This window comes from Acetobacter okinawensis, from assembly GCF_002153655.1.
In the GTDB taxonomy this organism is placed as follows: Bacteria; Pseudomonadota; Alphaproteobacteria; order Acetobacterales; family Acetobacteraceae; genus Acetobacter; species Acetobacter okinawensis_A.
This window is the reverse complement of the sequence record NZ_JOPJ01000006.1, coordinates 120,537-145,437: the sequence shown is the minus strand read 5'-3', so window position 1 is coordinate 145,437 and position 24,901 is coordinate 120,537. Positions and strand designations below refer to the sequence as shown.

Here is a 24,901-nt window from a genome sequence, read left to right as displayed (position 1 = left end):
ACAGTTGGTTCCCACAAAACAGGGTGCCCCTATGCACAGCGTTCCCCTGCATTTTCTGACGCAACTTAGGTTAACGAACAGCGCACCTCATGGACGATAATTCTCCGCCCTCGACCGCCCCTTCCAAACCGCGTTCTTCCAGAAAACGCCTGCTCCTGACGGGGGGTGCACTGGTCGCGGCCTGTATTCTGGGCTTTGCTTTTCTGCGCCCGCACGCAAGCCACAAAACGCACCACAGTGCTGCTGATTCCAACCAGAATCAGCCCGTAGCCGTGCAGACAGTCCATGCAGGCAACATGCCCGTGGAACTGACTGAGCTGGGTACGGTTGTGCCCATTACCAACGTAACCGTGCAGACACGCGTGGAAGGTTATCTGGCGCAGGTGCTGTTTACGGAAGGGCAGCATGTGCACAAAGGCGACCTGCTCGCCCTGATCGACCCCCGCCCCTACCAGGTACAACTGGAACAGTACGAAGGCCAGCTTGCGCAGGCCAAGGCCCAGCTTGAGCAGGCCCGCGTGGACAACGGGCGTTACCAGCGCCTGATAAAACAGGACAGTATTGACGCCAAAACTGCCCGCGACCAGCAATTTACGGTCCAGCAGCTGGAAGGCACGGTCAAGGCCGATCAGGCACTGGTGGATAACCAGAAGCTGCAACTGATTTACTGCCACATCATTGCCCCTGTGGATGGGCGCATTGGTATCCGCGCCGTCGATCAGGGCAACTATGTTAGCGCAGGCCAGTCCGGCGGATTGGCAATATTGACCCAGATGCAGCCGATCTCGGTCATTTTCACACTGCCGCAGGACCAACTGCCAGAAGTGTTCTCACAGTTGCAGGCCCATAAAGCGCTGTCTGTTTCGGCATGGAACAGTTCCAACACACAAAAAATCGCGGATGGCACGGTCAGCGCGCTGGATAGCCAGATAGACACAGCCACCGGTACCGTGCGCCTGCGCGCCATTTTTACCAATGAGGACGAACACCTCTTCCCCAACCAGTTTGTCAATGCGCGCCTGCTGGTCAAAACACTGGACCACGTGCTGCTCCTGCCCACAACGGCGGTGCAGACCGGCCCCTCCGGCCTGTTTGTCTATGTTGTGAAGGATGATGACACAGTGAGCGTGCAGCCCGTCACCACGGGTATTTCCAACGGTACGCTCAGCGTTGTCACCTCCGGGTTAAAAGAGGGTGACCGGGTGGTGACTGACGGCACAGACCATTTGCGGGCTGGCATCAAGGTCAGTATCCCCGCTGCGGCCTCCTCCCACACACCGGACCATGCCGCACCGTGAACCCATCTGCCATTTTCATCCGCAGGCCCGTTGCAACCACGCTGTTGATGCTGGCCATTTTTATGGCCGGGTTGCTGGGCTACCATTTTCTGCCCATTTCGGCCCTGCCGCAGGTTGATTACCCCACCATTACGGTGGAAACATTCTACCCCGGTGCCGGCCCGGATGTAATGGCGACCTCGGTCACCGCACCGCTGGAAACCCAGTTGGGGCAGATGCCCGGTCTGGACCAGATGACATCCCGCTCCTCTGGCGGGGCATCGGTCATTACCTTGCGGTTTGACCTGTCCATGTCCATGGACGTGGCGGAGCAGGAGGTGCAGGCGGCCATCAATCAGGCCAACTCCCTACTCCCGACCGACCTGCCTGCCCCCCCGGTTTATGCCAAGGTCAACCCGGCAGACACCCCCGTGCTGACGCTGGGTATTACCTCCGCCACCATCCCCCTACCGGAGGTGGAAGATTATGTGGATACAAGGCTTGCCCAAAAAATCAGCCAGATTTCGGGCGTAGGGCTAGTCACGCTCTCGGGCGGGAACCGCAAGGCCTACCGGGTACGGGTCAATGTTCCCAAACTGACATCCTACGGCATTGACCTTGATACGCTGCGCACCACAATTGGCAATGTCAACGTCAACTCCCCCACGGGTACGTTTGACGGTGCGCAACGCTCGGCTACGCTGCGGGTAGATGGCCAGATTACCAGCCCCGAAATGCTGCTTAATCAGGTTATTGCCTACCAGAGCAGCGGCCCCGTGCGCATACGTGACGTGGCCAGCGTGGTGATCGGCCCGGAAAACACCCAGCTTGCCGCATGGTCCAACCAGACCCCGGCCCTGATCATGAACGTGCAGCGCCAGCCCGGTGCCAATGTTATTGCCGTGGTGGACAATGTTAAGGCCACCCTGCCCACCCTGCGCCAGACCCTGCCACCGGGCATTGACATTGTCCCCCTGACTGATCGCACAACAACCATACGCTCCTCCGTGGCGGATGTGCAGTTCGAACTGTTCCTTGCGCTTGTGCTGGTTGTGGCTGTTATTTTTGTATTCCTGCGCAATATCCCCGCAACCATTATTCCCAGCCTGTCCGTACCGCTCTCTATTATCGGCACGCTGGCCATCATGTATCTGCTGGACTTCTCGCTCGACAATCTGTCGCTCATGGCTCTGACCATCGCCACCGGCTTTGTGGTGGACGATGCCATTGTGATGATCGAGAACATCTCGCGCTATGTGGAAGCGGGCGAGGACCGCATGAGTGCTGCGCTCAAAGGTGCGGGGGAAATTGGCTTTACCATTATCTCCCTGACCATATCGCTCATTGCGGTGCTGATCCCGCTTTTGTTCATGAGCGATGTGGTGGGGCGGCTGTTCCATGAGTTCGCACTAACGCTGGCGTCCACCATTATCCTGTCTGCCGTAGTGTCCCTGACACTCGTGCCCATGATGTGTGCGCGTATTCTCTCCGAACGCCCGCATGACGCAGGGGCTGCGGCAACACCGTTCCTGCGCTGGTCTGCCCGGATGGAAACCGCAACCGAGCGGTTGATTGCCGCCTACGACCGCATGCTTGATGTGGTACTGCAATGGCGCAAGCTCACTCTGGGCGTTGCTGTTGGCACGCTGGTGCTCACCGGCGTTCTGGGCTGGTATATTCCCAAAGGGTTTTTCCCCGTGCAGGATACGGGAGTTATTCAGGGTATTTCCGTTGCCGCGCAGTCAATCTCGTTCGAGAGCATGAAGGTGCATCAGCAGGAACTGGCCAGTGTTATTCTCAAGGACCCGGATGTGGCCTCCCTCTCCTCCTTTGTTGGGGTGGATGGGCAGAATGCAACGCTCAATCAGGGCCGCTTCCTTATCAACCTCAAGGAGCATGACAGCCGCTCCTCCTCCGCTACCGAAATTGCCGCACGACTGGAGCAGGAGACCGCGCAGGTTACAGGCATAAAGCTCTACCTCCAGCCTGTGCAGGACCTCTCGCTCGACACCACGGTCTCTGCAACGCAATACCAGTTTTTGCTGGAAAACCCGGATTATAACGCCTTCAAGGTCTGGGTTCCCAAGCTGATCGAGCGCTTGCAGCGTGAGTCCGCTCTGGCCGATGTGACATCAGACCTTCAGGCCGAAGGGCTGGTCGCACGCGTAACTCTCGACCGCGCCACAGGGGCACGCTACTCGGTCACGCCCCAGACGGTGGATAACGTGCTGTATGACAGCTTTGGCCAGCGCCAGATTTCCACCATCTATACGCAGTCCAACCAGTACCGCGTTATTCTGGAGGCTGATCCGCGCTTTCAGTCCAACCTGTCTTCGCTCAACCAGCTTTACCTGCCCGGCATCAGCGGTAATGCGGGGGAGAGCACGTCCGGCCCCACACGCTCGCCCACCTCCGGGCTGGTGCCACTGCCCGCCGTGACCAAAGTCACGCAGGAGACAGCCCCCCTGCTGCTGACCCATTTTGGCCAGTTCCCGGCTACGACCATTTCCTTCAACCTTGCTCCGGGCTACGCGCTGGGGGATGCCACGGCCGCCATCCGCCGTGCGGAACAGGACATTCACCTCCCCTCCGCGTTCCAGACCTCGTTTCAGGGGACAGCCGCAGCATTCGAGGGCTCGCTCAGCAATGAGCTGTTTCTGGTCGCTGCGGCCATTATTGCCGTCTATATTGTGCTGGGCATCCTGTATGAGAGCTTCATCCACCCTGTGACCATTCTCTCCACCTTGCCATCAGCCGCTATTGGCGCGCTGCTGACCCTGATGGTGGCGGGCGTTAATCTGGACATCATGGGGATTATCGGCATTGTGCTGCTGATTGGCATTGTCAAGAAAAACGCCATTATGATGATCGACTTCGCACTGGAGGCGGAGCGCGAACATGGGATGGACAGCCTGCGCTCCATCCGCACGGCGGCCACATTGCGGTTTCGGCCCATTCTCATGACCACGCTTGCCGCCATGCTGGGGGCTGTGCCCATGGTGCTCTCGCACGGAACAGGCTCCGAACTGCGCTACCCGCTGGGGCTGGCCATTATTGGCGGGCTTGCCCTCTCCCAGTTGCTGACGCTGTTTACAACCCCGGTCATTTACCTGACACTGGATACATGGGCGCAAAAATGGAGCAGGTTACGCCATGCCAGCACAGGCTCGCCCCCTAACGGGCAAGCTGTGCCGTGAACATCAGCCGGATTTTTATTGACCGGCCTGTCGCCACCATTCTGCTGAGCGTAGCCCTGTTCCTTGGGGGGCTTCTGGGTTATCGCGGCCTGCCGGTAGCCGACCTGCCCAATGTGGATTTTCCGGTCATTCAGGTTCAGGCCCGGCAGGCTGGTGGCTCCCCGGAGGAAATTGCAAGCGCTGTTGCCGCCCCGCTGGAGCGGCATCTGGGCCAGATTGCCGATGTTACGGAAATGACATCCCAGTCAACCGAGAACAGCACCCGCATTACGCTCCAGTTTGCCCTCTCGCGCGATATTAACGGCGCTGCGCGCGATGTGGAGGCCGCCCTGCAAGCCGCCCACGCGGACATGCCCTCCTCCTTGCGGCAGAACCCCAGCTACCGCAAAGCCAACCCCAATGGCGCGCCAATCCTTATCCTGACCCTGACGTCAGACACCCACACCCGCCCCCAGCTCTATGACTACGCAACCAATGTGCTGGTGCAGCACCTGTCCGCCATACAGGGTGTGGGGCAGGTTGAAATCAGCGGGAGTGCGCTGCCTGCCATCCGGGCGGAAATAAACCCGCTCCCCCTTTTCAAATACGGGATCGGGTTTGAGGACGTACGCGCAGCCCTTGCCTCCGCCAATGCCCACACCCCCAAAGGCATTATTGACCAGAACGGCACGCGCTACACATTGGACACCAACGATCAGGTCCGCACCGCGCAGGACTACCGCGACCTGATTATTGCATGGCGCAAAAACCGCCCCGTGCGGCTGGCTGACGTAGCGCAGGTGCACGATAGCGTGGAAGACCTGCGCAACGCAGGCTACTATAACGGTCAGGCCTCCGTCATTGCCGTTGTGTTCCCTCAGGCCGGGGCCAACGTGATCCACACGGTAGACCAGATCAATGCCGAAATGCCCATGCTCAAGTCTGCACTCCCCGGTGGGGTGGCGCTGCACGTGGGACTGGACCGCTCACTGACCATTCGCGCAGCCCTGACTGATACGCAGCTGACGTTGCTGATCTCGGTCGTGCTGGTGGTGCTGGTGGTGCTGCTCTTCCTGCACTCATGGCGCATGACGCTCATACCCGCCGTGGTGGTGCCCACCTCCATTGTTGCGACTTTTGGCGTCATGCGTCTGCTTGGTTTTTCGCTCGACAACATGTCACTCATGGCGCTTACGGTTTCCACCGGCTTTGTGGTGGACGACGCCATTGTGGTCATGGAGAACATTGCCCGCTACATTGAGCAAGGTCTTACCCCGCGTGATGCGGCCATTAAAGGCAGTGGTGAGGTGGCCTTTACGGTTATGTCCATCTCAATTTCCCTGATTGCCGTCTTTTTGCCCATTCTGCTTATGGGCGGGCTTGCGGGCCGTCTGTTCCATGAGTTTGCCATGACGGTCTCCATCACCATCCTTATCTCCATGGTGCTCTCCCTGACGCTTACACCCATGATGGCGGCCTACCTGCTGGCCCCCCATGGTACGACCCCGCACACAACCGGCTCCAGCGGGCTGATGCGCCACGCCATTGCTGCCATAACCACCTTTCTGGACCGCATGCAGTCAGGCTACGCCCGCTCGCTTGACATTGCCCTGCGCTACCACAAGACCGTCCTGCTCAGCCTGCCCTGCACACTGGCCCTTATAGCCGCCCTGTTCATGCTCATGCCCAAGGGCTTTTTTCCGGTAGAAGACACCGGCATGCTTATGGGGCACCTGCAGGGGGACCAGTCAGTCTCCTTTGGAGCATTGGCCAAAAAACTGACCAATGTGCAGAATATTCTCATGCACGACCGGGACGTGGAGAGTGTGTCTTCCTTTATCGGTGGTCGTGGCTCCTCCAACGAGGCGGGGCTGTTCTTGCAGCTCAAGGACAAATCCCTGCGCAATGACACACCGACAGACCTGATCGCCCGCGTTAACCGCAAGCTGCGCAATCTGGTCGGGGCCAGCTTTTTTCTTATGCAGCCCGGCGCCATCCGTGCTGGTGCCCGGCAGAGCAATGCCGCCTACCAGTACACGCTGGAGGGGGAGAACTCCTCCGAACTGTACGAATGGACAGACCGCCTGCTGGCGGAACTGCGCCGCCACCCCGAGCTGACATCCCTCTCCTCCGATGTTCAGCTTGGCGGCTCTGCCATCAGCACCGAAATCGACCGCGATACTTCTGCGCGCGTCAACATCACACCCCAACTCCTCTCCAACACGCTTTACGATGCATTTGGCCAGCGCGCTGCCTCCGTGATCTATAACCGGCTGAACCAGTACCGCGTGATCATGGAAGCCGACCCCAAAAACTGGTCAGACCCCCAAAGCCTGATGCAGGTATGGGTCAGTGTGGCCGGGGGGTCTGCTGGTGGGGGCACCAAGTCAAACACCGTTCGGGTCCGCAACACATCCAGCACGGGTGCGACCAGCAGCACAGCAACCACCCAGAGTTCGCTATCTTTTAAAAACCAGATAGCCAACGCTCTGGCCGGTGGAGCCGGAGCCTCCAACGGTTCGGCTGTCAGCACCGCATCGGAGGCCATGGTCCCGCTGACCCTGATTACCCGTCTGGTGCCTAGCCGCACACCGCTTTCGGTCAACCATCAGGGGCTGGCGGTTGCGGCAACGCTCTCGTTCAATCTGGCCAAGGGTGTCTCTCTGGGAACGGCCACACAGATCATCAATACGGCGCAGGTCACCCTGCATATGCCCAATACCATTCACGGCAGCTTTGCGGGCAATGCCGCGCAGTTCCAAAAAGCCGTCAATGATGAGCCGCTGCTTATTCTGGCAGCTCTTGTGGCAGTCTATATTACGCTAGGCGTGCTGTACGAAAGTTACGTACACCCGCTGACCATTCTCTCCACCCTGCCCTCCGCCGGGGTCGGCGCGCTGCTGGCCCTGCAACTGGCGGGGGAGGAGTTTTCCCTCATTGCCCTGATCGGGGTGATCCTGCTGATTGGCATTGTTAAAAAAAATGCCATCATGCTGGTCGATTTTGCCATTATGGCCGAGCGTGAACAGGGCATGAGCCCCCATGACGCCATTCGCACTGCCTGCCTGCTCCGCTTCCGCCCGATTATGATGACATCGGTTGCAGCAGCCCTTGGTGCGGCCCCCCTTATGGTCGCCAACGGGTATGGGGCAGAGTTGCGGCACCCGCTGGGTATTGCCATTGTTGGCGGGCTTATCGTCAGTCAGGCGCTTACGCTTTATACAACACCTGTTATTTATCTGATGTTCGATAGATGGCAGGCACGTGCTGGTTCCCTTATTCGCTCGTTTCCGTTTTTCCGCAGTTTCAGGCAGGATAGCTGAATGCCTTCTTCTCGCCCTTCCCGTTCCCGTAACCTGTCCTTGCTGCTGGCCCCTGTCATTCTGACAGGCTGTATGGTCGGGCCTGACTACAAAGCACCTACCCCCATTATTTCACCTGGCTTCAAGGAACTGCGCCCAGCCGTGGGGTGGCGTTATACCGCTCCAGACATGGCCAGCCTGCCCAAAGGCACATGGTGGACACTCTACAATGACCCCGTGCTGAACGACCTTGAGGCACAGGTGGACATTAACAACCAGAACATCGTGCAGTACGAGGCACGCTACCGTAACGCCCGCGCCACCATTAATTCCGTAAGGGCGCAACTCTACCCTACTCTCAGCGGAGCCCTCTCGTTCAACCGCCAGAGTTCCGGGCGTGGGTCGCGCTCAAGTGGCACCATCATCAACTACGGGAGCGATGGGACCTCAAGCACGTCCTCAACCCCGTCCAACTCGACCGAAAACACCTATGCCATGGGGCCGACGGCATCGTGGGATCTGGATTTGTGGGGCAAGATCCGCCGCCAGATCCAGGCACAGGTGACCGAAGCACAGGCATCCGCCGCAGATCTGGCCAATGCCCGCCTCTCCTATCAGGCGCAGTTGGCCACGGCCTATTTCAACCTGCGTTATCAGGACAGTCTGTACGACCTGCTGAACAAAAACGTGGCGTTTTATGAGCGGTCCTACCAGATTACCAAAAACCAGTATGACGCCGGCACAGCAGACCCGACCACCCTGCTACAGGCCCGCACACAACTGGAGCAGACCCGCGCACAAACTACGGCTACCGGCATCGCCCGCGCACAGTACGAGCATGCGATTGCCGTGCTTGTTGGCAAGGCTCCTGCGGACCTGTCGATCCCACATGGTGCCCTGCCACGCGCCATTCCCGCCATTCCAGTTATGGTGCCCGCCACCCTGCTCCAGCGCCGCCCGGACATTGCAGCCGCCGAACGCCGGATGGAAGAATACAACGCGCAGATCGGTGCGGCCATGGCCGCCTTTTACCCTGACGTCAAACTTACAGCGAGCTACTCTTACAGTGGTGACCCCGTTGGCGCTCTTGTGCAGGTCGCAAACCGGATATGGAGCCTTGGCGCATCGGCCACGGAAACACTGTTCGCGGGTGGTGCCCGTACCGCAGCGGTCCGTGAGGCCGATACCAATTACGATGCCTACGTAGCCACCTACCGCCAGACCGTGCTGACCGCCCTGCAGGGTGTGGAAGACCAACTCTCCAACCTGCGTATTCTGGCCGATCAGGCGGAGCAGCAGCATGTTGCGCTGGAGGCCTCAAACAAGGCGGTTACAGTCGCATTTAACCAGTACATGGCTGGCACCCAAATATACACAACCGTTATTACTGCCGAGGTCACAGCCCTGTCCAACGCTCAGACGGCCCTACAAATCCAGCAGAGCCGTATTCTGGACTCTGTCAGTCTGGTGCAGGCACTTGGCGGTGGCTGGGATGCATCCGAACTGCCCAGCAAAGGGTCCATGCAAACAGACAACCCGTTCCTGCCCTCTTTTATACAGAAGAACAAAAACTGATCCCATTCAGTCAGGTCTGGGCGGAGCCCAACAAAAAACCTCCGGAGCTATTGCCCCGGAGGTTTTTTTATACCCGGTCAATACGTACGTGCTGTTACTTGAGAATGGCACGGCCCGCCAGAAGAGCCACGACCAGAAACACCACAAACAGCATGATGGCTATAAAGAACAGGATTTTAGCCATTCCGGCAGAAGCCGAGGCAATGCCGCCAAAACCAAACAGCCCTGCAACAAGTGAAACAACCAGAAAAAACAGCGCCAGTCTCAGCATATCGCACTCCCTTATATTTCTACTCCGGTCAAAGCGTACACTGCTTTAGACCCGTTTACTTTCTGCGACGCAGAAAAATTCCCAGTACCAGCCCCAGCAGACCTGCCGTAGCCACAGCAAATAAGGGCTGATCAATAACAACATCACGCAATGCTTCGGCTGCGGCACTCCGCTTGCCGGGATTCAGGGCGTCATAGCTGGGCAACTTGCCAAACAGGCCATCCGCACCATCGCTCAGATTGCCAATGCCGTCCTCAAGACCGTAATCCGCCTTGCTCTCATCACTCATATGAGGATGTCCTCCATACTGGATTAAGGGATAACGTGCGTTGCCCCCATAAAGATGCCTATGTGAACGATTTTTACGCGCAAGACTAGATTTCAGCCGAGCGCCAGTAGGCTTCCCCGCCCGGATCTGGCTCCCCTGCAATCATGGCGCGCAGGCGGGCGGCATATGTGCGAAAAGCGGGGGTATCCGGGTTACGCTCTGGCATATCCAGCACAATTTCCCCCGTAATGCCCGCAGGCGGGCCACCCGCCAGCACCACAACACGGGTCGCCAGCCGGAGAGCCTCCTCAATATCATGCGTAACAAAGAGGACGGTTTTATGCGTCTGCTGCCATATCCGCTGCAACTCCTCCTGCAGGCTTGTGCGGGTAATGGGGTCCAGCGCACCAAAAGGCTCGTCCATAAGCAGCAGGTCTGGGGCGACTGTCAGCGCACGGGCAACGCCGACGCGCTGCCGCTGACCACCAGACAGACGGCGGGGCAGCCTGTCTGCCGCGTCCTCCAGCCCGACAAGACGCAGGGCTTCCTGCGCTCGTGCTTTTTTTTCACTTTTGTTCAGATGCAGGCCTTCCAGCCCGAACATGACATTGCCCAGCACTGATCGCCAGGGCAGCAGCCGCGCATCCTGAAAAACCATGGCACGACTGCGCCCTGTGGCATGTGCCTTGCCCGTGGCAGGCGCACAGGCAGCGCCCCCTGTCTGGCCTTCCGTCGGGTGCATCAGCCCCATAAGCACCCTGAGCAGGGTCGATTTACCCACCCCCGATGGTCCCAGCAGGGCCACAAACTCCCCACGGGCCAACGTCAGGCTGACATGGCGCAGAACAAAGTGTTCCCCCCCATCATGCGAGAGACCCACATCCTGTAAGGAAGCAACCACATCTGCCTGACTTATGGCTGCCATCTGAGAACCCATTTGCGCACAAATCCAAAAAGAAAATCGGTAATGGCATACAGCATGGCCATGGTCAGCATGTACACCACCACCACGTCTGTTGCCAAAAGGCTGGAGGCCTGCATCATGCGTGCTCCAATACCCGGCACACCAAACAGCTCCGCCGCCACAACAGACATCCACCCCTGCCCCAGCCCCGTGCGCAGACCCGCCATAATACCCGGAGCCGATGCAGGCAGCACAATCTTGAACAACCGCCCCACAAAACTGCCATGCCCAAAGGCCGAAGCCAGTTCATACAGTTCAGGGTCCACGCTTTTTACAGCGCTATGGGCAGCATAAAAATTGATCCAGAAGACCGATATGGCAATAACAAAGGTTGCCCCTGCGGTGCTCAGGCCAAACCACAAAATGGCAAAAGGCACCCACGCCAGACCCGGCACCGGTCGCAAAAGGCGGACAACCCCTTCCAGCAGACCATCAAGCAGATCCAGCATGCCGCACAGGATGCCAAGCCCCGCCCCCAGCACCGAGCCGATAAACAGGCCAAGCAGGTAGTGGTGCAGACTGTCCAGAATAGCCTGCTGCCAAAAACCGCCACGCACCTCGTCCAGCCATGCCGGACCCAGTGCCGACGGCGCTGGCACCATGCCAGAAGGCAGCAGCCCAGACTGGACTGCTGCCTCCCACAAACCAAAGAACAGAACAAGCCCTGCCAGCCCAAGCCCCAGGCGGACAGACCCAGAGAGTTTTCTACTCACTGCTTGGCCTGCTGCCACAGACCCGTGTCAAACAGGTCTCCAACGGGTTCGGCCTTGCGCAACAGGCCCTGAGACACTTCAAATTCCTGCAACTGCTTAACACTTTCGACAATACGCGCCGGATCGCTGACAAAACGGGAGGCCGACTGTTCCAACGCTGTTTTCATAACATCATCGTTCAGCATACCACCACCCAGCGCTTTTTGCACAAATGGCACGGCATCGTCAGGGTGCTGGGCCAGCAGTGTTGTCGCACGGACGAACAGTGTTGTCAGCGTGGCGGCCCATGCCTTGTGCTCGGGCGCATCCGGTTTAACAATTGCCAGCACGGAACCGGGCTGGTCTGGCATCATATCATGCCCGGACGCCAGAATACGTGCGTCTGGCAGACGGGTTTTAACAACCGTCAGGGCAGGTTCACGCAAGACTGCGCCGTCCACAGCACCGGCGAGAAATGCCTGCTGTGCTGCATCAATATCCACCCCCACAATGGAAGCAACTGTGTTGACCTGCTCAAACCCAAGCTGTTTTTGCAACCAGTAACGCAGCAGCGTATCCGGCACCGACCCCGCAGGCTGTGCAGCCAGACGCGGAAGGCGCTTCTGATCCTGCTTGAAGCGGGCAAAAATCGCCTTGACCGCATCTGGCGTTGGTCCGTTTGCCGAACCAGCCTTGATACCATCAGCCAGAGCACCACGGGCAATAACGGACAGTTCCTCAATAGAGGCGGTGGCGACAACCTTGACGTCTACGCCATGTGCACGTGCCTGCAACAATGGCAGCACACCCGCTACATAACCATCAATCCGCCCCGAAACCAGCGCCTGAATAGCCTGCGGACCAGACGTAAAGCGCACAAGCTGCACATCCAGCCCAGCCTGTTTGGCCCAACCCTCTCCATCGATGACAAAGAGTGCGGATGAGCCCAGAACGGGAATATACCCAATACGAATACTCTCCGCCGCCTGAGACGGGCTGGCAATCCAACTAAATGCCACGGCGGTGAGCGTTAACATTTTTAACAACGCACGTTTCATGACCATATCGCTTTCACTTAAATAAATTATCAAACAAGATAGTGGATATATTCCCCAATTTGTCAATCACGCACCATGCCGTAGGAAATATTTTTATCAAATGCCAGTGTTCCACCAATCAAGCCGAACAACATAAAAAAAGCTGGCTCCAGAGGGCCAGCTTTTTCCATTTCGGCTTATAAAGCGAAAATTAAGCAGCAAGATCCTGCTTATCTTCCACTTCCGGGCGCGGACCGCTGTCCTGCCCTTTTGCGCTCACATCACGGTCGATCAGTTCGATCACCGCCATCTGGGCAGCATCGCCGTAACGTACACCAGCACGCAGAACGCGGGTGTAACCACCGTTGCGTGCTTTGTAGCGTTCAGCCACGGCAGCAAACAGCTTTTTGACAATCACATCATCACGCAGCACGGCAAAAGCCTGCCGACGTGCGTGCAGGTCGCCACGCTTGCCAAGGGTGATCAGCTTTTCAACAAACGGGCGCAGTTCCTTCGCTTTGGGAAGCGTGGTGGTGATCTGCTCATGTTTGATAAGAGCCACAGCCATGTTGCGGAACATGGCTGCACGGTGAGAAGAGGTAACGCCGAGCTTTCTGCCGGCAATCCGGTGACGCATGGTTCAGTTCCTAGTATCGAGAAAAGTCAGATCAAAACGGCTCATCAAGCCGCTTTGCCAACTCTTCAATATTTTCCGGCGGCCATGCCGGGACATTCATACCCAAGGACAGCCCCATGGAGGTCAGGACTTCCTTAATTTCGTTCAGGGATTTACGGCCAAAGTTCGGTGTGCGCAGCATTTCCTGCTCACTCTTCTGAACCAGATCCCCGATGTAGATGATATTGTCGTTCTTAAGGCAGTTAGCGCTACGAACAGACAATTCAAGCTCATCCACCTTGCGCAGCAGATTACGGTTGAACGGCAGATCATCCTCAGGCTCTTCAGCCTGCACAGGACGCGGCTCATCAAAGTTGATGAACAGCTGCAGCTGGTCCTGCAGAATGCGCGCAGCAAGTGCCACTGCATCTTCAGGGGTTACCGCACCGTTTGTTTCAACCGTCAGGAGCAGCTTGTCATAGTCGGTGACCTGACCAACGCGGGTCGGTTCCACCTTGTAAGACACGCGCTTGACGGGCGAATAGATTGCATCAACCGGGATCAGGCCGATCGGCGCATCTTCCGGACGGTTAGCCGCCGCAGGAACATAGCCTTTTCCGGTGTTGACAATAAATTCCATGCCCAGCTTAACGCCGTCATCAAGCGTGCAGATGACCAGGTCCGGGTTCATGATTTCAATATCATGACCGGTCTGGATCTGGCTTGCGCGCACTTCGCCCGGGCCGGTGGCCGTCAGCACCATACGCTTCGGCCCTTCACCGTGCATGCGCAACGCCAGCTGCTTGATGTTCAGGACGATGTCAGTCACATCTTCCCGTACACCGGCAACAGACGAAAACTCGTGCAGAACGCCGTCAATCTGAACCGCCGTGACCGCAGCACCTTGAAGTGAGGACAGCAGAACCCGACGCAGCGCGTTACCAAGCGTCATACCAAAACCGCGTTCCAGCGGCTCAGCCACTACGGTTGCGATACGAGCGGGCTCCACTCCGGATTCAACTTCAAGCTTTTCGGGCTTGATCAGAGATTGCCAGTTTTTCTGAAGGACCAATGGACCGGCCTTTCAATAGGAAAAACCACTGCTTTCACAGCGATTTCTCTGAAGTGGACACAACAAATGGAAAGATGGCTTGCTCGCAGGCCATCTCTCCGCTCGTAAGCTCAGACGCGGCGACGCTTGCGCGGGCGGCAACCGTTGTGCGGGACAGGTGTCATATCACGGATAGAAGTAATCGTGAAACCAACAGCCTGAAGGGCACGCAGTGCGCTTTCACGCCCCGACCCAGGACCGGAAACTTCGATTTCCAGCGTTTCCATGCCGTGTTCGCGGGCCTTACGACCTGCGTCTTCAGCCGCAACCTGCGCCGCATACGGCGTGGATTTCCGCGAGCCCTTAAAGCCCTGCGCACCAGCGGACGACCAGGAAATAGCATTCCCCTGGGCATCGGAGATGGTGATCATGGTGTTGTTGAACGTGGAGAGCACATGCGCCACGCCCGAAATAATGTTCTTACGCTCTTTTTTACGAACACGCGGTGTTGCGGCTTTCGCCATGTCTTTTCTACCTCAGTCCCTATCCAGCCTGCGCTTGCAGGCTGGTCGCCTTAGCGAATTGGATTAACGCGTTGCTTTCTTCTTACCGGCAATCGCCACTGCCTTACCCTTACGGGTACGGGCGTTGGTGTGCGTCCGCTGACCACGAACCGGCAGACCACGACGATGGCGCAGGCCGCGGTAGCAACCAAGGTCCATCAGGCGCTTAATGTTCATCGCAATTTCACGACGCAGGTCGCCTTCAACGCGATAATTGCCATCAATCAGCTCACGGAGCTTCATGATTTCATCGTCGCTGAGTTCGTTAACCCGCTTTGCTTCCGGAATTTCCAAGGACTTGCAGATTTCTGCCGCCTTAGTTGCGCCAATTCCATAAATATACTGAAGCCCGATCACAACCCGCTTGTTTGTCGGGACATTCACGCCGGCAATACGTGCCACGCCTTATACTCCTGTTCGCCCGCTTTTACAGCGAACGGCTCATAGCCCTGCTTTGACTGGGCGGATTTCACTTGGTGGCCGCGAAATATACCGACCACCGTTACAAGTCAACGAAAACTGATCACTTCTTCGTGATCACGCCGCTATCTTCAAGCGCTGCTTCAATTTCTGCCGTCACTTCAGCAGTCGAAAGCATGCCGTTTACCTTACGCAAACGACCCGATTTTTCATAAAACGGCAGAATCGGCGCGGTAAGATTGCGGTATTCTTTCAGGCGCTCAACAACTGTCTCGCGCTTGTCGTCTGCCCGACGTTTGAACTCATGACTCCCGCAGGCATCGCACACCCCTTCCTTTGCAGGCGGGTTGGACGCTTCGTTATAAGTCTGCCCACAGTTGGCGCAGGTGAAACGTCCAGAAATACGATCGGCAAGAATCTCTTCATCCACGTCTAGAAAAAGCACAACATCAATGCTCTTTCCATCAACCGACAACATGGTATCCAGTTCCTCGGCCTGCGCCAGAGTGCGTGGAAAACCATCCAGAATGAAGCCATTCTGGCAGTCCGGCTGGGCAATGCGGTCCTTGAGCATGGCAATAATCAGCGCATCCGGCACGAGCTTGCCCGCAACCATCAACGCCTTAGCCTGATTACCAATCTCGGAGCCGCGCGCCACTTCCGCACGCAGCATGTCCCCGGTGGAAATCTGGACCAGTCCATGCCGCTCTTCCAGCAGCTTGGACTGTGTTCCTTTTCCCGCTCCCGGTGGGCCCAGAAAAATAATGTTCATCGTCTGATGATCCTCTGCTTCCTGCCACCACGAGATTTGCGCATCAAACCCTGATACTGATGCGCTACAAGATGAGACTGCACCTGTGTCACCGTATCAATCGTCACCGAGACAATAATAATCAGGCTCGTCCCGCCAAAGTAGAACGGCACATTGTAACGGCTGATCAAAATCTGCGGTAGCAAACACACCGCAACCATATAGGCCGCGCCAATCGTCGTCAGACGCGTCAGGATCTTGTCGAAGTACGATGCGGTAGATGCGCCGGGGCGCACACCAGGAATAAACCCACCCTGCTTACGCAGGTTGTCTGCGGTCTCCGCAGGATTGAAGGTCACCGCCGCATAGAAATACGAGAAGAAGACAATCATCAAGGCGTAAAAGAGCAGATACAGAGGCTGCCCCTGCCCCAACTCCTCACCCAGAAATGACAGCCACCCCGGTAGGGATTTACCGTTCATAAACCCGGCAAGTGTTACGGGTATCAACAGCACTGATGATGCAAAAATTGGTGGAATAACACCCGCAGTGTTCACCTTGAGCGGCATATGCGTGGTGTCTCCACCAAACATGCGCTGTCCCATCTGCCGTTTAGGATACTGGATGACAACCCGACGCTGCGCCTGCTCCATAAACACGATGAACATGATGGTCAGGCCAGCCAGCACAAGGAACAGCAGCACAAAGAACGAAGACAGTGCGCCCGTATACCCCAACTGGAAAAGGCTTACCAAGGCATGCGGCAGATTGGCGACAATCCCGGCGAAGATAATGAGTGAAATCCCATTGCCCACCCCGCGTGACGTAATCTGCTCACCAAGCCACATCAGGAACATGGTGCCACCCACCAGCGCCGTAACGCAGGTCACCAGAAAAAGCGGCCCGGGGTTCACCACGGCAGCGCCGCTTTGAACATTCTCAAGCCCGATTGCGATCCCGTAAGCCTGAAAAACAGCGATCAGGACCGTAAGGTAGCGCGTGTACTGGTTAAGCTTTTTACGCCCCTGCTCACCTTCCTTCTTGAGTGCCTCAAGAGAAGGTACCGCCGTAGACATCAACTGCACAATAATTGACGCAGAGATATAGGGCATGATGTTCAACGCGAACACGGTCATACGCCCAAGAGCGCCCCCCGAGAACATGTTGAACATACCAAGAATGCCGCCCTGATGCTGCGCCAGAAGCTGCCCCATAACCGTAGCATCTACACCGGGCACAGGAATATATGTTCCCAAACGATAAACAATCAGCGCGCCCAGCGTAAACCAGATCCGCTTCTTGAGTTCCGTCGCCTTGGCAAAGGAGCCTACGTTAAAATTGGCAGCCAGTTGTTCGGCCGCGGAAGCCATGCATCCGTCCTTTCACACAAACAGCGCCGCCACATAACGTGGAGACGCTGGCATGATTGCCTGAAAAATATCAGACAGCTGTTCTGATCCGGGCAAGGAAGAGAGAACAGGGTCTCCCACTGCTCTCTCTCCCACGCAATCAGGAGGCGCTAGCTTCCACAGGCGCCGCTGCCAGCAGCTTTACGCTGCCACCAGCTTTTTCAATGGCAACCTTGGCAGAAGCAGAGACACCAGACACTTCAAAAGAAACGCTTTTGGTCAGTTCGCCTTCAGCAAGAATACGAACACCTGCGTACTTACCAGTCCCAACCAGACCAGCTTTCTTCAGCGCTTCTTCGGTAATGGTCACGCCGTTTTCCAGCTTACCATCAACCAACGCCTGCTCTACAGCACCCAGATTAACGGGAGCATAGACCTTGCGGAAGATGTTTTTAAAGCCCCGCTTCGGCAGACGACGATAAATCGGGAGCTGACCACCTTCAAACCCGTTGAGGGACACACCCTCACGTGCTTTCTGGCCTTTCACACCCTTACCGGACGTTTTGCCTTTGCCGGAACCGATACCGCGCCCAAGCCGCTTTTTACGGTAGCGAGCGCCTTCGTTATCACGAAGTTCGTTAAGTCTCATTTCAGTCCTCCACCTTCACCAGGTGGGCCACCTTGCGGACCATACCGCGCGTGGAAGGGGTATCTTCCAGAACCTTTTCGCGCCCGATCTTGTTCAGACCAAGCCCGATCAGGGTTTCCTGCTGACCCGGCTTACGTCCGTTTCCGGACGCAACCTGGATCACCTTGAAAGTTTTTTTCTCAGACATCTGCAGCCTCCGCACCAGCAGCCTGGTCGCGCTTGCCAAAGATTTCCGCCACTTTTTTGCCACGACGATTTGCCACGGCACGCGGGCTGGCACAACGCGTCAGGGCATCGAATGTTGCCTTGACCATGTTATGCGGGTTCCGGGTTCCCAAAGACTTGGCCACAACGTCGTTAATGCCAAGGCTTTCAAAAACCGCACGCATAGGACCACCAGCGATGATCCCTGTCCCGGCTTCCGCCGAGCGCAGCACAACCTTACCAGCCCCGAAGTGACCAGCGACGTCATGATGCAGCGTACGCCCTTCCTTCATGGGAACGCGAATCATCCCACGCTTGGCGCGTTCAGTTGCCTTACGGATCGCTTCGGGAACTTCACGAGCCTTACCGGCACCGTAGCCCACGCGACCTTTCTGGTCACCAACCACAACCAGAGCAGCAAACGCAAAACGCCGACCACCCTTAACAACCTTTGCAACGCGATTGATGGTTACCAGCTTATCAACCAGCTCATCGCCTTCGCGTTCGCGCTCACGGCCGCCTCGACCGCCTTCTCTTGGTTCACGAGCCATTGCGTGATCCTTTCCTCAGAAGGAGAGACCGCCCTCACGGGCCGCCTCCGCCAGGGCCTTGACGCGCCCGTGATAAAGATAAGATCCCCGATCGAACACGACCTGAGACACACCAGCAGCCACAGCACGCTGGGCTACCAGCTTGCCAACTGCACCGGCGCTATCCTGCGTGGCGCCATTTTTCAGGGCTTCACGCAGTTCTTTATCCAGCGTTGATGCCGCAGCAAGGGTAACGCCCTGCGCATCATCAATCACCTGAGCATAGATGTTCTTACCAGACCGGAAAACCGACAGACGAGGACGGCCACCAGCCTTGCGGCGGAGCTGAAAACGGAGGCGCGCACGCCGCCGGTTCCGCAATTCCTGCTGAGTGCTCATTATTTCTTCTTGCCTTCCTTACGGCGGATGGTTTCCGTATCGTAACGCACACCCTTACCTTTATAAGGTTCAGGCTTACGATAGCTACGGATATCCAGAGCCACCTGGCCAACACGCTGCTTATCAATCCCCTCCACCACAATCGCTGTAGGACGTGGGGTGGAAATTTTGATGCCAGCCGGAATTGGATAGATCACATCGTGAGAGAAGCCGAGGTTCATAACAAGGTTAGAACCCTGCACTGCAGCACGATAACCCGTCCCGGTAATTTCCAGAGTTTTGGAAAACCCGTCAGAAACACCTTTGACCGCACAAGCGATGAGCGCGCGTGTTGTTCCCCACATCATGCGGGCCTGAGATTCGGTACCATTCGGCTGCACAACAACCGAATTGTCCTTCACTTCAGCCGTAACATGACTGGAAATGGGCAGAGAAAGCTCACCCAGCTTACCCTTAGCCTTAAAAACACCGTCCGCGATGGAAACTGTGACCCCTGCCGGAACTTCGACGGGATACTTGCCTACTCGTGACATTTATCCCTCCTCAGAAGACGCGGCAAAGGACTTCACCACCAACATTGGCGGCGCGGGCCTCTACATCGGACAGAACACCACGGGGCGTGGACAGGATAGAAACACCCAGACCAGCGCAGACACGCGGCAATTCTTTAATTTTGGAATAAACGCGACGACCAGGACGCGAAACGCGCTGGATTTCACGAATAACCGGTTCACCTTCCGCGTACTTCAGCTCGATGTGCAGCTGGGCAATGCCCTTACGCACTTCTTCACGCTTGTAACCACGGATGTAACCTTCGCGCTGCAGAGCTTCAAGCACATTCACACGCAGATTGGATGCCGGAGCAACGCAAGAGTTGTGACGCGCACGCTGAGCGTTGCGAATACGGGTGAGCATATCACCCAAAGGATCTGAAAGCGACATCTCGAGCCCTTACCAGCTAGCTTTCACCACTCCCGGAATCTGACCATCAGAGGCCAGATCACGGAAAGCGATACGACACAGCTCAAACTTACGGTAGTTACCGCGAGAACGACCTGTCAGCTTGCAACGCAGACGCACGCGTACACGGGAACCGTTACGCGGCAGTTCTGCCAGCTTGAGAGACGCATCAAACCGATCTTCCACGGGCAAAGACCGGTCCATTACAATATTCTTGAGAGCGGTACGCTTCTCATTATCCCGTGCCGCCATGCGCTTGCGTTTCGCATTACGCAGGATGGCAGATGTTTTAGCCATACAACATTACCTCCGGAACCCTTCGAAAACCTTCGACGGTTTTCCAAGATCACACAATAAAGCAGCCTGTATCATCCCAAGAAGGGAAGATCAAATGCCTTCAGCAAAGCTTTAGCTTCAGCATCCGTTTTCGCGCTGGTCACGAACACAACGTCCATACCGCGGACTTCGTCCACTTTGTCGTATTCGATTTCAGGGAAAACGATCTGCTCTTTCAGACCAAGGGCAAAATTGCCACGGCCATCAAAGCCTTTTGTCGCAGGGAGACCACGGAAGTCACGGATGCGCGGCATCGCAATCGTCACAAGACGATCGAGAAATTCGTACATCCGAGCCCGACGCAGCGTAACCTTACAGCCGATCGGCAGACCTTCACGGATTTTAAAGCCCGCGATTGCCTTCTTGGCTACCGTCTTAACCGGCTTCTGACCCGCAATAAGGGTCATTTCCGCAACGGCTGCATCCAGCTTCTTCTGGTCACCAGCGGCTTCGCCAACGCCCATATTCAGGACGATTTTTTCAAGCCGCGGCACCTGCATTTCGTTGGTATAACCAAACTGCTCACGCAGCTTGGCACGAAGTTCACTCTCATAGCGCTGGTGAAGGCGCGGGAGGGAACGCCCTTCCTGATTCGCACTCATACCTAGCCTCTCAACCTTCAATCACTTCGCCAGTCGCCTTGGCAACGCGAACTTTTTTGCCGTTTTCCAGCACCCGGAAACCAACGCGTGTCGGCTTTTTGGAGGCAGGATCAACCAGCTTCAGGTTGGAGAGGTGGACGGCTGCCTCACGGGCAATAATCCCACCTTCTTCACCCATACGACGCGCACGCTGGTGACGTTTGGCAATTGCAACACCACGCACAACAGCGCGATCTTCAGAAGGACGAACCTCCAGAACTTCACCCTGCACGCCCTTGGAAGAGCCGGTGATGACGACAACCGTATCGCCTTTTTTAATACGGGCAGCCATTACAGCACCTCCGGCGCCAGAGAGATGATCTTCATGAACTTCTTCGCACGCAGTTCACGCACAACCGGGCCAAAGATACGGGTACCGATCGGCTCCTGCTGCTTGTTGATCAGCACGGCAGCGTTACGGTCGAACCGGATGGCGCTGCCATCGGGACGACGAACCGGGTAAGAGGTACGCACGATAACGGCCTGGTGAACATCGCCCTTCTTCACCTTCCCACGGGGGATGGCTTCCTTGACGGAAACGACGATCACGTCGCCGACCGAGGCAGACTTCCGCTTGGAACCGCCCAGCACCTTAATGCACTGCACCTGACGTGCACCGGAATTGTCGGCCACATCGAGGTTGGTCTCGGGATGGATCATAACCTAAAATCCTTACGTTAGGCCGACGCAGTTGCTTCCACGCCCACGGCTTCACCGTTGCGGGAAATCACGGTCCACGTCTTACGCCGTGAAATAGGCGCACATTCAACAATCCGCACGGAATCACCCGTCTTGCAGATGTTTTCTTCATCATGCGCCGCGTATTTCTTGGAGCGACGAATGAACTTTTTATACACTGGATGCATGACGCGACGATCGACAAGAACCGTAACGGTCTTGTCCATCTTGTCGCTCGTCACACGCCCGGTCAGGACGCGCCTCGGCATCGGCTACCTCTCCTCAGGCATTGGCAGCAGATGTTTTTGCACCTGCTACATTCTTTGCATTCTGCGCAGCAATTGTCTTGATGCGCGCAATTTCACGACGGACCGCACGAACACGGCTCTGCGCTTCTGTCTGCCCGGTGGCCTGCTGGAAACGCAAGTTGAGCTGTTCACGCTTAAGTTCAACCAGACGAGCTTCAAGCTCGTCTGACGTTTTAGCGCGCAAATCAGCTGGCTTTACTGCCTTTACCATCTCACGCATCTCCAATTCGGGTCACAAACTTGGTCTTGATCGGCAGCTTTGCAGCTCCCAGAGCCAGCGCTTCACGCGCCAGTTCAGGAGGAACGCCTTCAATCTCAAACAAGATACGACCTGGCTTCACACGGGCCACCCAGAATTCAGGCGATCCCTTACCGGAGCCCATACGCACTTCTGCGGGCTTTGTCGAGACCGGAATATCCGGAAAAATACGAATCCACACACGACCCGCACGTTTCATGGCGCGGGTAATGGCACGACGTGATGCCTCAATCTGGCGCGCCGTAATACGTTCCGGCTGCAGAGCCTTGAGACCAAACGTACCAAAGTTAAGTGTGGTACCGCTTTTTGCAAGGCCGTGAATACGGCCTTTATGGGCTTTACGGAATTTTGTCCGCTTAGGGGAAAGCATTGTTTTTTATCCTCTCCTCAGCGCTGAGGAGCCTGTTCGGCCGCCCGGCGATCCTGTGCCAACGGATCATGAGCAAGAATTTCGCCCTTGAAGATCCATACCTTCACACCGCAAGTGCCATAGGTGGTCTTCGCCGTTGCCGTGCCATAATCAATGTCAGCGCGCAGGGTGTGCAGGGGCACACGACCTTCACGATACCATTCAATACGCGCGATTTCAGCGCCACCCAGACGACCAGAGCAATTGATTCGGATACCCTGGGCACCCAGACGCATTGCGGACTGCACGGAGCGCTTCATAGCGCGACGGAAGGCCACGCGGCGTTCAAGCTGCTGGGCAATGTTTTCAGCCACCAGAGTCGCGTCGATTTCCGGCTTGCGGATTTCCACGATGTTCAGTGCGACTTCGGTACCGGCCATACGGGTCAGTTCCTTGCGCAGAGCATCAATGTCCTGCCCCTTTTTGCCGATAACAACACCAGGACGTGCTGCGTAAATCGTCACGCGGGGTTTTTTAGCCGGACGTTCGATGACAACGCGGGAAACACCCGCGCCTGCCAGCTTACGGCGCAGGAATGCACGAAGCTTGAGGTCTTCGTGCAGCAGACGGGAATAATCCGCATCTGCGTACCAGCGGCTGTCCCATGTGCGGTTGATGCCGAGCCGCAGCCCGATCGGATTGACTTTATGCCCCATACCTCAGGCCGCCTTCTGCTCGGAAGAAGCCGCGTCGGACACAACGGCCCGTTCGGCTACAACAATCTTCAGGTGACTGAAAAACTTTTCGACGCGTGCGGAACGACCGCGGCCACGTGCATGAAAACGACGCATGACAATGGACTTGCCCACTTCGGCCGTTTTCACCACCAGCTGATCAACATCAAGCTGGTGGTTGTTTTCAGCGTTTGCGATCGCGCTTTCCAGCGTTTTCTTAACCTGCTGAGCGATACGGCGCTTGGAGAATGTCAGCGTCGCAATTGCCTGAGATGCAGGTTTATTACGGATCAGGCCTGCCACAAGGTTCAGCTTGCGGGGGCTAACCCGAATGTTACGCGTGATAGCTTGCGCTTCTGTTTCCGCGAGCGTGCGCGGATGCTTCGGCTTGCTCATCTTTGCTCTTAGCCCCGCTTAGACTTCTTGTCAGCACCATGCCCGTGGAATGTACGGGTGGGAGAAAATTCGCCAAATTTATGGCCAACCATGTTCTCCGTCACCTGCACAGGCAGGAACTTCTGACCGTTATAAACACCGAACGTCAGACCAACGAACTGCGGAAGAATCGTTGAACGACGCGACCAGATCTTGATCACTTCATTCCGACCCGATGCGCGGGATACTTCAGCCTTATTCAGCAGATACCCGTCGACGAACGGACCTTTCCAGACGGAACGTGCCATCTTCTATTGCCCCTTACTTGCCGGTCTTCCGGCGACGGATAATCAGACCGTCCGTCCGCTTGTTGACCCGAGTTTTGTAACCTTTGGTAGGCTTGCCCCATGGCGTAACTGGATGACGACCACCAGATGTGCGGCCTTCACCACCACCGTGCGGATGGTCAACCGGGTTCATCACCACGCCGCGGTTATGCGGACGGCGACCCAGCCAACGGGAACGACCAGCCTTACCCATATGCTGGTTCATGTTGTCCGGATTGGACACGGCACCAACGGTTGCCATGCATTCACCGCGCACAACACGCAATTCACCAGACTGCAGCTTGATCTGGGCGTAGCCCGAATCCTTACCAACCAGCTGCGCATACGTCCCTGCGGAACGGGCCAGCTTGCCGCCAGCGCCCTGCTTCAGCTCGATGTTATGGATGATCGTACCCACCGGAATGGCAGACAGCGGCATGGCATTGCCCGGCTTGATGTCCACGCGTGCACCGGCGATGACATTGTCACCAACCTTCAGGCGCTGCGGAGCCAGAATGTATGCCAGTTCACCGTCTTCGTACTTCACCAGCGCAATAAATGCCGTGCGGTTAGGATCGTATTCAAGACGTTCCACAGTACCCAGCACGTCGAACTTACGACGCTTGAAGTCCACATAACGATAGGACTGCTTGTGACCGCCGCCACGGAAACGAGACGTGATACGGCCGTTATTGTTACGACCGCCCGACTTGTTCTTACCTTCCGTGAGCTGCTTGACCGGCTTGCCTTTCCACAGGTCAGCACGATCAATCAGAACCGTACCACGCAGGCTCGGCGTGACAGGATTAAAGTGCTTCAGTGCCATTAGTTTCTACCCTTG

Annotated in this window: 32 protein-coding genes; 4 read left to right on the top strand and 28 right to left on the bottom strand. The window is 56.8% G+C overall.

Translation table 11 applies throughout. From position 1 onward, the window contains the following. The first annotated feature begins 89 nt into the window (after positions 1-89). From HK26_RS03470 to HK26_RS03455, 4 genes are read left to right on the top strand one after another with little or no spacing between them, the layout of a single operon-like run. On the top strand, positions 90-1,298 hold the full coding sequence (locus HK26_RS03470; RefSeq protein WP_086638485.1) for an efflux RND transporter periplasmic adaptor subunit: 1,209 nt from the start codon (positions 90-92) through the stop codon (positions 1,296-1,298). Then, entirely contained in the window at positions 1,295-4,474 is a 3,180-nt protein-coding gene (locus HK26_RS03465) for an efflux RND transporter permease subunit (RefSeq protein WP_086638484.1), read from the top strand. Before HK26_RS03470 ends, HK26_RS03465 begins: the two co-directional genes overlap by 4 nt. Further along, positions 4,471-7,776, top strand: a complete 3,306-nt coding sequence (locus HK26_RS03460; RefSeq protein WP_086638483.1) for an efflux RND transporter permease subunit — start codon at positions 4,471-4,473, stop codon at positions 7,774-7,776. Before HK26_RS03465 ends, HK26_RS03460 begins: the two co-directional genes overlap by 4 nt. Then, positions 7,777-9,330: an efflux transporter outer membrane subunit gene (locus HK26_RS03455; RefSeq protein WP_086638482.1), complete on the top strand. Its 1,554-nt coding sequence runs from the start codon at positions 7,777-7,779 to the stop codon at positions 9,328-9,330. A gap of 94 nt (positions 9,331-9,424) precedes the next feature. Here the strand turns inward: HK26_RS03455 and HK26_RS03450 are convergent, their stop codons facing one another. The 28 genes from HK26_RS03450 to rplB form a co-directional block, all read right to left on the bottom strand. Beyond that, positions 9,425-9,601 carry a DUF1328 domain-containing protein gene (locus HK26_RS03450; protein ID WP_086638481.1) on the bottom strand — a complete coding sequence of 59 codons (177 nt, stop codon included), beginning with the start codon at positions 9,599-9,601 and terminating at the stop codon, positions 9,425-9,427. Between the two features lie 55 nt (positions 9,602-9,656). Further along, positions 9,657-9,890, bottom strand: coding sequence for a hypothetical protein (locus HK26_RS03445; RefSeq protein ID WP_086638480.1), 234 nt, complete (start codon positions 9,888-9,890; stop codon positions 9,657-9,659). A gap of 85 nt (positions 9,891-9,975) precedes the next feature. Continuing rightward, a complete protein-coding gene (locus HK26_RS03440; RefSeq protein ID WP_374188208.1) occupies positions 9,976-10,806 on the bottom strand; it encodes an ABC transporter ATP-binding protein in 831 nt (276 codons plus the stop codon). Further along, positions 10,782-11,564, bottom strand: coding sequence for an ABC transporter permease (locus HK26_RS03435; protein WP_374188207.1), 783 nt, complete (start codon positions 11,562-11,564; stop codon positions 10,782-10,784). The genes HK26_RS03440 and HK26_RS03435 overlap by 25 nt, the downstream gene beginning before the upstream one ends. Next, the gene (locus HK26_RS03430) at positions 11,543-12,589 is read right to left on the bottom strand and encodes an ABC transporter substrate-binding protein (protein ID WP_086638477.1); all 1,047 of its coding nucleotides are present in this window, start codon (positions 12,587-12,589) and stop codon (positions 11,543-11,545) included. The genes HK26_RS03435 and HK26_RS03430 overlap by 22 nt, the downstream gene beginning before the upstream one ends. A gap of 184 nt (positions 12,590-12,773) precedes the next feature. Further along, positions 12,774-13,199, bottom strand: coding sequence for a 50S ribosomal protein L17 (gene rplQ / locus HK26_RS03425; protein ID WP_025826922.1), 426 nt, complete (start codon positions 13,197-13,199; stop codon positions 12,774-12,776). Between the two features lie 31 nt (positions 13,200-13,230). Beyond that, positions 13,231-14,250 carry a DNA-directed RNA polymerase subunit alpha gene (locus tag HK26_RS03420; protein ID WP_025826924.1) on the bottom strand — a complete coding sequence of 340 codons (1,020 nt, stop codon included), beginning with the start codon at positions 14,248-14,250 and terminating at the stop codon, positions 13,231-13,233. A 110-nt stretch (positions 14,251-14,360) separates the two neighbouring features. Beyond that, positions 14,361-14,753: a 30S ribosomal protein S11 gene (rpsK, locus tag HK26_RS03415; protein WP_025826926.1), complete on the bottom strand. Its 393-nt coding sequence runs from the start codon at positions 14,751-14,753 to the stop codon at positions 14,361-14,363. Positions 14,754-14,816: 63 nt separating this feature from the next. Beyond that, positions 14,817-15,194 carry a 30S ribosomal protein S13 gene (rpsM, locus tag HK26_RS03410; protein WP_025826928.1) on the bottom strand — a complete coding sequence of 126 codons (378 nt, stop codon included), beginning with the start codon at positions 15,192-15,194 and terminating at the stop codon, positions 14,817-14,819. Between the two features lie 121 nt (positions 15,195-15,315). After that, positions 15,316-15,984, bottom strand: coding sequence for an adenylate kinase (locus HK26_RS03405; protein ID WP_086638476.1), 669 nt, complete (start codon positions 15,982-15,984; stop codon positions 15,316-15,318). Beyond that, a complete protein-coding gene (secY, locus tag HK26_RS03400) occupies positions 15,981-17,333 on the bottom strand; it encodes a preprotein translocase subunit SecY (protein ID WP_025826931.1) in 1,353 nt (450 codons plus the stop codon). The genes HK26_RS03405 and secY overlap by 4 nt, the downstream gene beginning before the upstream one ends. Positions 17,334-17,472: 139 nt before the next feature. Next, positions 17,473-17,961: a 50S ribosomal protein L15 gene (gene rplO / locus HK26_RS03395; protein WP_025826933.1), complete on the bottom strand. Its 489-nt coding sequence runs from the start codon at positions 17,959-17,961 to the stop codon at positions 17,473-17,475. Position 17,962: 1 nt separating this feature from the next. Beyond that, positions 17,963-18,148, bottom strand: a complete 186-nt coding sequence (rpmD, locus tag HK26_RS03390; protein WP_025826935.1) for a 50S ribosomal protein L30 — start codon at positions 18,146-18,148, stop codon at positions 17,963-17,965. Beyond that, complete coding sequence (gene rpsE, locus HK26_RS03385; protein ID WP_048852990.1) at positions 18,141-18,716, bottom strand: 30S ribosomal protein S5; 576 nt, start codon at positions 18,714-18,716, stop codon at positions 18,141-18,143. Before rpsE ends, rpmD begins: the two co-directional genes overlap by 8 nt. A 15-nt stretch (positions 18,717-18,731) precedes the next feature. Beyond that, complete coding sequence (rplR, locus tag HK26_RS03380; protein WP_086638475.1) at positions 18,732-19,094, bottom strand: 50S ribosomal protein L18; 363 nt, start codon at positions 19,092-19,094, stop codon at positions 18,732-18,734. Then, entirely contained in the window at positions 19,094-19,627 is a 534-nt protein-coding gene (gene rplF / locus HK26_RS03375; protein ID WP_025826941.1) for a 50S ribosomal protein L6, read from the bottom strand. Before rplF ends, rplR begins: the two co-directional genes overlap by 1 nt. Positions 19,628-19,637: 10 nt before the next feature. Further along, positions 19,638-20,036 (bottom strand): 30S ribosomal protein S8, encoded by a 399-nt coding sequence (gene rpsH / locus HK26_RS03370; protein ID WP_025826943.1) that lies wholly within the window; start codon positions 20,034-20,036, stop codon positions 19,638-19,640. Positions 20,037-20,045: 9 nt separating this feature from the next. Continuing rightward, the gene (rpsN, locus tag HK26_RS03365) at positions 20,046-20,351 is read right to left on the bottom strand and encodes a 30S ribosomal protein S14 (protein ID WP_025826945.1); all 306 of its coding nucleotides are present in this window, start codon (positions 20,349-20,351) and stop codon (positions 20,046-20,048) included. Between the two features lie 71 nt (positions 20,352-20,422). Next, positions 20,423-20,992 carry a 50S ribosomal protein L5 gene (rplE, locus tag HK26_RS03360; protein ID WP_086638474.1) on the bottom strand — a complete coding sequence of 190 codons (570 nt, stop codon included), beginning with the start codon at positions 20,990-20,992 and terminating at the stop codon, positions 20,423-20,425. 10 nt (positions 20,993-21,002) lie between these two features. Continuing rightward, on the bottom strand, positions 21,003-21,323 hold the full coding sequence (rplX, locus tag HK26_RS03355) for a 50S ribosomal protein L24 (protein ID WP_025826949.1): 321 nt from the start codon (positions 21,321-21,323) through the stop codon (positions 21,003-21,005). Next, a complete protein-coding gene (gene rplN, locus HK26_RS03350; RefSeq protein WP_025826951.1) occupies positions 21,323-21,691 on the bottom strand; it encodes a 50S ribosomal protein L14 in 369 nt (122 codons plus the stop codon). The genes rplX and rplN overlap by 1 nt, the downstream gene beginning before the upstream one ends. Positions 21,692-21,708: 17 nt before the next feature. Beyond that, on the bottom strand, positions 21,709-21,978 hold the full coding sequence (gene rpsQ, locus HK26_RS03345; RefSeq protein WP_025826953.1) for a 30S ribosomal protein S17: 270 nt from the start codon (positions 21,976-21,978) through the stop codon (positions 21,709-21,711). 13 nt (positions 21,979-21,991) lie between these two features. Then, positions 21,992-22,228 carry a 50S ribosomal protein L29 gene (gene rpmC, locus HK26_RS03340; RefSeq protein WP_025826955.1) on the bottom strand — a complete coding sequence of 79 codons (237 nt, stop codon included), beginning with the start codon at positions 22,226-22,228 and terminating at the stop codon, positions 21,992-21,994. Between the two features lies 1 nt (position 22,229). Beyond that, on the bottom strand, positions 22,230-22,646 hold the full coding sequence (rplP, locus tag HK26_RS03335; protein ID WP_025826957.1) for a 50S ribosomal protein L16: 417 nt from the start codon (positions 22,644-22,646) through the stop codon (positions 22,230-22,232). Between the two features lie 17 nt (positions 22,647-22,663). Further along, positions 22,664-23,341: a 30S ribosomal protein S3 gene (rpsC, locus tag HK26_RS03330; protein WP_025826959.1), complete on the bottom strand. Its 678-nt coding sequence runs from the start codon at positions 23,339-23,341 to the stop codon at positions 22,664-22,666. A 3-nt stretch (positions 23,342-23,344) separates the two neighbouring features. Further along, a complete protein-coding gene (gene rplV, locus HK26_RS03325) occupies positions 23,345-23,755 on the bottom strand; it encodes a 50S ribosomal protein L22 (protein WP_048852981.1) in 411 nt (136 codons plus the stop codon). 8 nt (positions 23,756-23,763) lie between these two features. Next, a complete protein-coding gene (gene rpsS, locus HK26_RS03320) occupies positions 23,764-24,042 on the bottom strand; it encodes a 30S ribosomal protein S19 (RefSeq protein ID WP_012812769.1) in 279 nt (92 codons plus the stop codon). Positions 24,043-24,055: 13 nt separating this feature from the next. Then, positions 24,056-24,886, bottom strand: a complete 831-nt coding sequence (rplB, locus tag HK26_RS03315) for a 50S ribosomal protein L2 (protein WP_025826966.1) — start codon at positions 24,884-24,886, stop codon at positions 24,056-24,058. Positions 24,887-24,901: the final 15 nt, after the last annotated feature.

Bases quoted from the DNA above. Each gene is read 5' to 3' on its own strand.
- HK26_RS03470 (WP_086638485.1), top strand. From the start codon at position 90: ATGGACGATAATTCTCCGCCCTCGACCGCCCCTTCCAAACCGCGTTCT.
- HK26_RS03455 (WP_086638482.1), top strand. From the start codon at position 7,777: ATGCCTTCTTCTCGCCCTTCCCGTTCCCGTAACCTGTCCTTGCTGCTG.
- HK26_RS03450 (WP_086638481.1), bottom strand. From the start codon at position 9,601: ATGCTGAGACTGGCGCTGTTTTTTCTGGTTGTTTCACTTGTTGCAGGG.
- HK26_RS03445 (WP_086638480.1), bottom strand. From the start codon at position 9,890: ATGAGTGATGAGAGCAAGGCGGATTACGGTCTTGAGGACGGCATTGGC.
- HK26_RS03440 (WP_374188208.1), bottom strand. From the start codon at position 10,806: ATGGGTTCTCAGATGGCAGCCATAAGTCAGGCAGATGTGGTTGCTTCC.
- HK26_RS03430 (WP_086638477.1), bottom strand. From the start codon at position 12,589: ATGGTCATGAAACGTGCGTTGTTAAAAATGTTAACGCTCACCGCCGTG.
- rplQ (WP_025826922.1), bottom strand. From the start codon at position 13,199: ATGCGTCACCGGATTGCCGGCAGAAAGCTCGGCGTTACCTCTTCTCAC.
- rpsK (WP_025826926.1), bottom strand. From the start codon at position 14,753: ATGGCGAAAGCCGCAACACCGCGTGTTCGTAAAAAAGAGCGTAAGAAC.
- HK26_RS03405 (WP_086638476.1), bottom strand. From the start codon at position 15,984: ATGAACATTATTTTTCTGGGCCCACCGGGAGCGGGAAAAGGAACACAG.
- secY (WP_025826931.1), bottom strand. From the start codon at position 17,333: ATGGCTTCCGCGGCCGAACAACTGGCTGCCAATTTTAACGTAGGCTCC.
- rplO (WP_025826933.1), bottom strand. From the start codon at position 17,961: ATGAGACTTAACGAACTTCGTGATAACGAAGGCGCTCGCTACCGTAAA.
- rpmD (WP_025826935.1), bottom strand. From the start codon at position 18,148: ATGTCTGAGAAAAAAACTTTCAAGGTGATCCAGGTTGCGTCCGGAAAC.
- rpsE (WP_048852990.1), bottom strand. From the start codon at position 18,716: ATGGCTCGTGAACCAAGAGAAGGCGGTCGAGGCGGCCGTGAGCGCGAA.
- rplR (WP_086638475.1), bottom strand. From the start codon at position 19,094: ATGAGCACTCAGCAGGAATTGCGGAACCGGCGGCGTGCGCGCCTCCGT.
- rplF (WP_025826941.1), bottom strand. From the start codon at position 19,627: ATGTCACGAGTAGGCAAGTATCCCGTCGAAGTTCCGGCAGGGGTCACA.
- rpsH (WP_025826943.1), bottom strand. From the start codon at position 20,036: ATGTCGCTTTCAGATCCTTTGGGTGATATGCTCACCCGTATTCGCAAC.
- rpsN (WP_025826945.1), bottom strand. From the start codon at position 20,351: ATGGCTAAAACATCTGCCATCCTGCGTAATGCGAAACGCAAGCGCATG.
- rplE (WP_086638474.1), bottom strand. From the start codon at position 20,992: ATGAGTGCGAATCAGGAAGGGCGTTCCCTCCCGCGCCTTCACCAGCGC.
- rplX (WP_025826949.1), bottom strand. From the start codon at position 21,323: ATGGCTGCCCGTATTAAAAAAGGCGATACGGTTGTCGTCATCACCGGC.
- rplN (WP_025826951.1), bottom strand. From the start codon at position 21,691: ATGATCCATCCCGAGACCAACCTCGATGTGGCCGACAATTCCGGTGCA.
- rpsQ (WP_025826953.1), bottom strand. From the start codon at position 21,978: ATGCCGAGGCGCGTCCTGACCGGGCGTGTGACGAGCGACAAGATGGAC.
- rpmC (WP_025826955.1), bottom strand. From the start codon at position 22,228: ATGGTAAAGGCAGTAAAGCCAGCTGATTTGCGCGCTAAAACGTCAGAC.
- rplP (WP_025826957.1), bottom strand. From the start codon at position 22,646: ATGCTTTCCCCTAAGCGGACAAAATTCCGTAAAGCCCATAAAGGCCGT.
- rpsC (WP_025826959.1), bottom strand. From the start codon at position 23,341: ATGGGGCATAAAGTCAATCCGATCGGGCTGCGGCTCGGCATCAACCGC.
- rplV (WP_048852981.1), bottom strand. From the start codon at position 23,755: ATGAGCAAGCCGAAGCATCCGCGCACGCTCGCGGAAACAGAAGCGCAA.
- rpsS (WP_012812769.1), bottom strand. From the start codon at position 24,042: ATGGCACGTTCCGTCTGGAAAGGTCCGTTCGTCGACGGGTATCTGCTG.
- rplB (WP_025826966.1), bottom strand. From the start codon at position 24,886: ATGGCACTGAAGCACTTTAATCCTGTCACGCCGAGCCTGCGTGGTACG.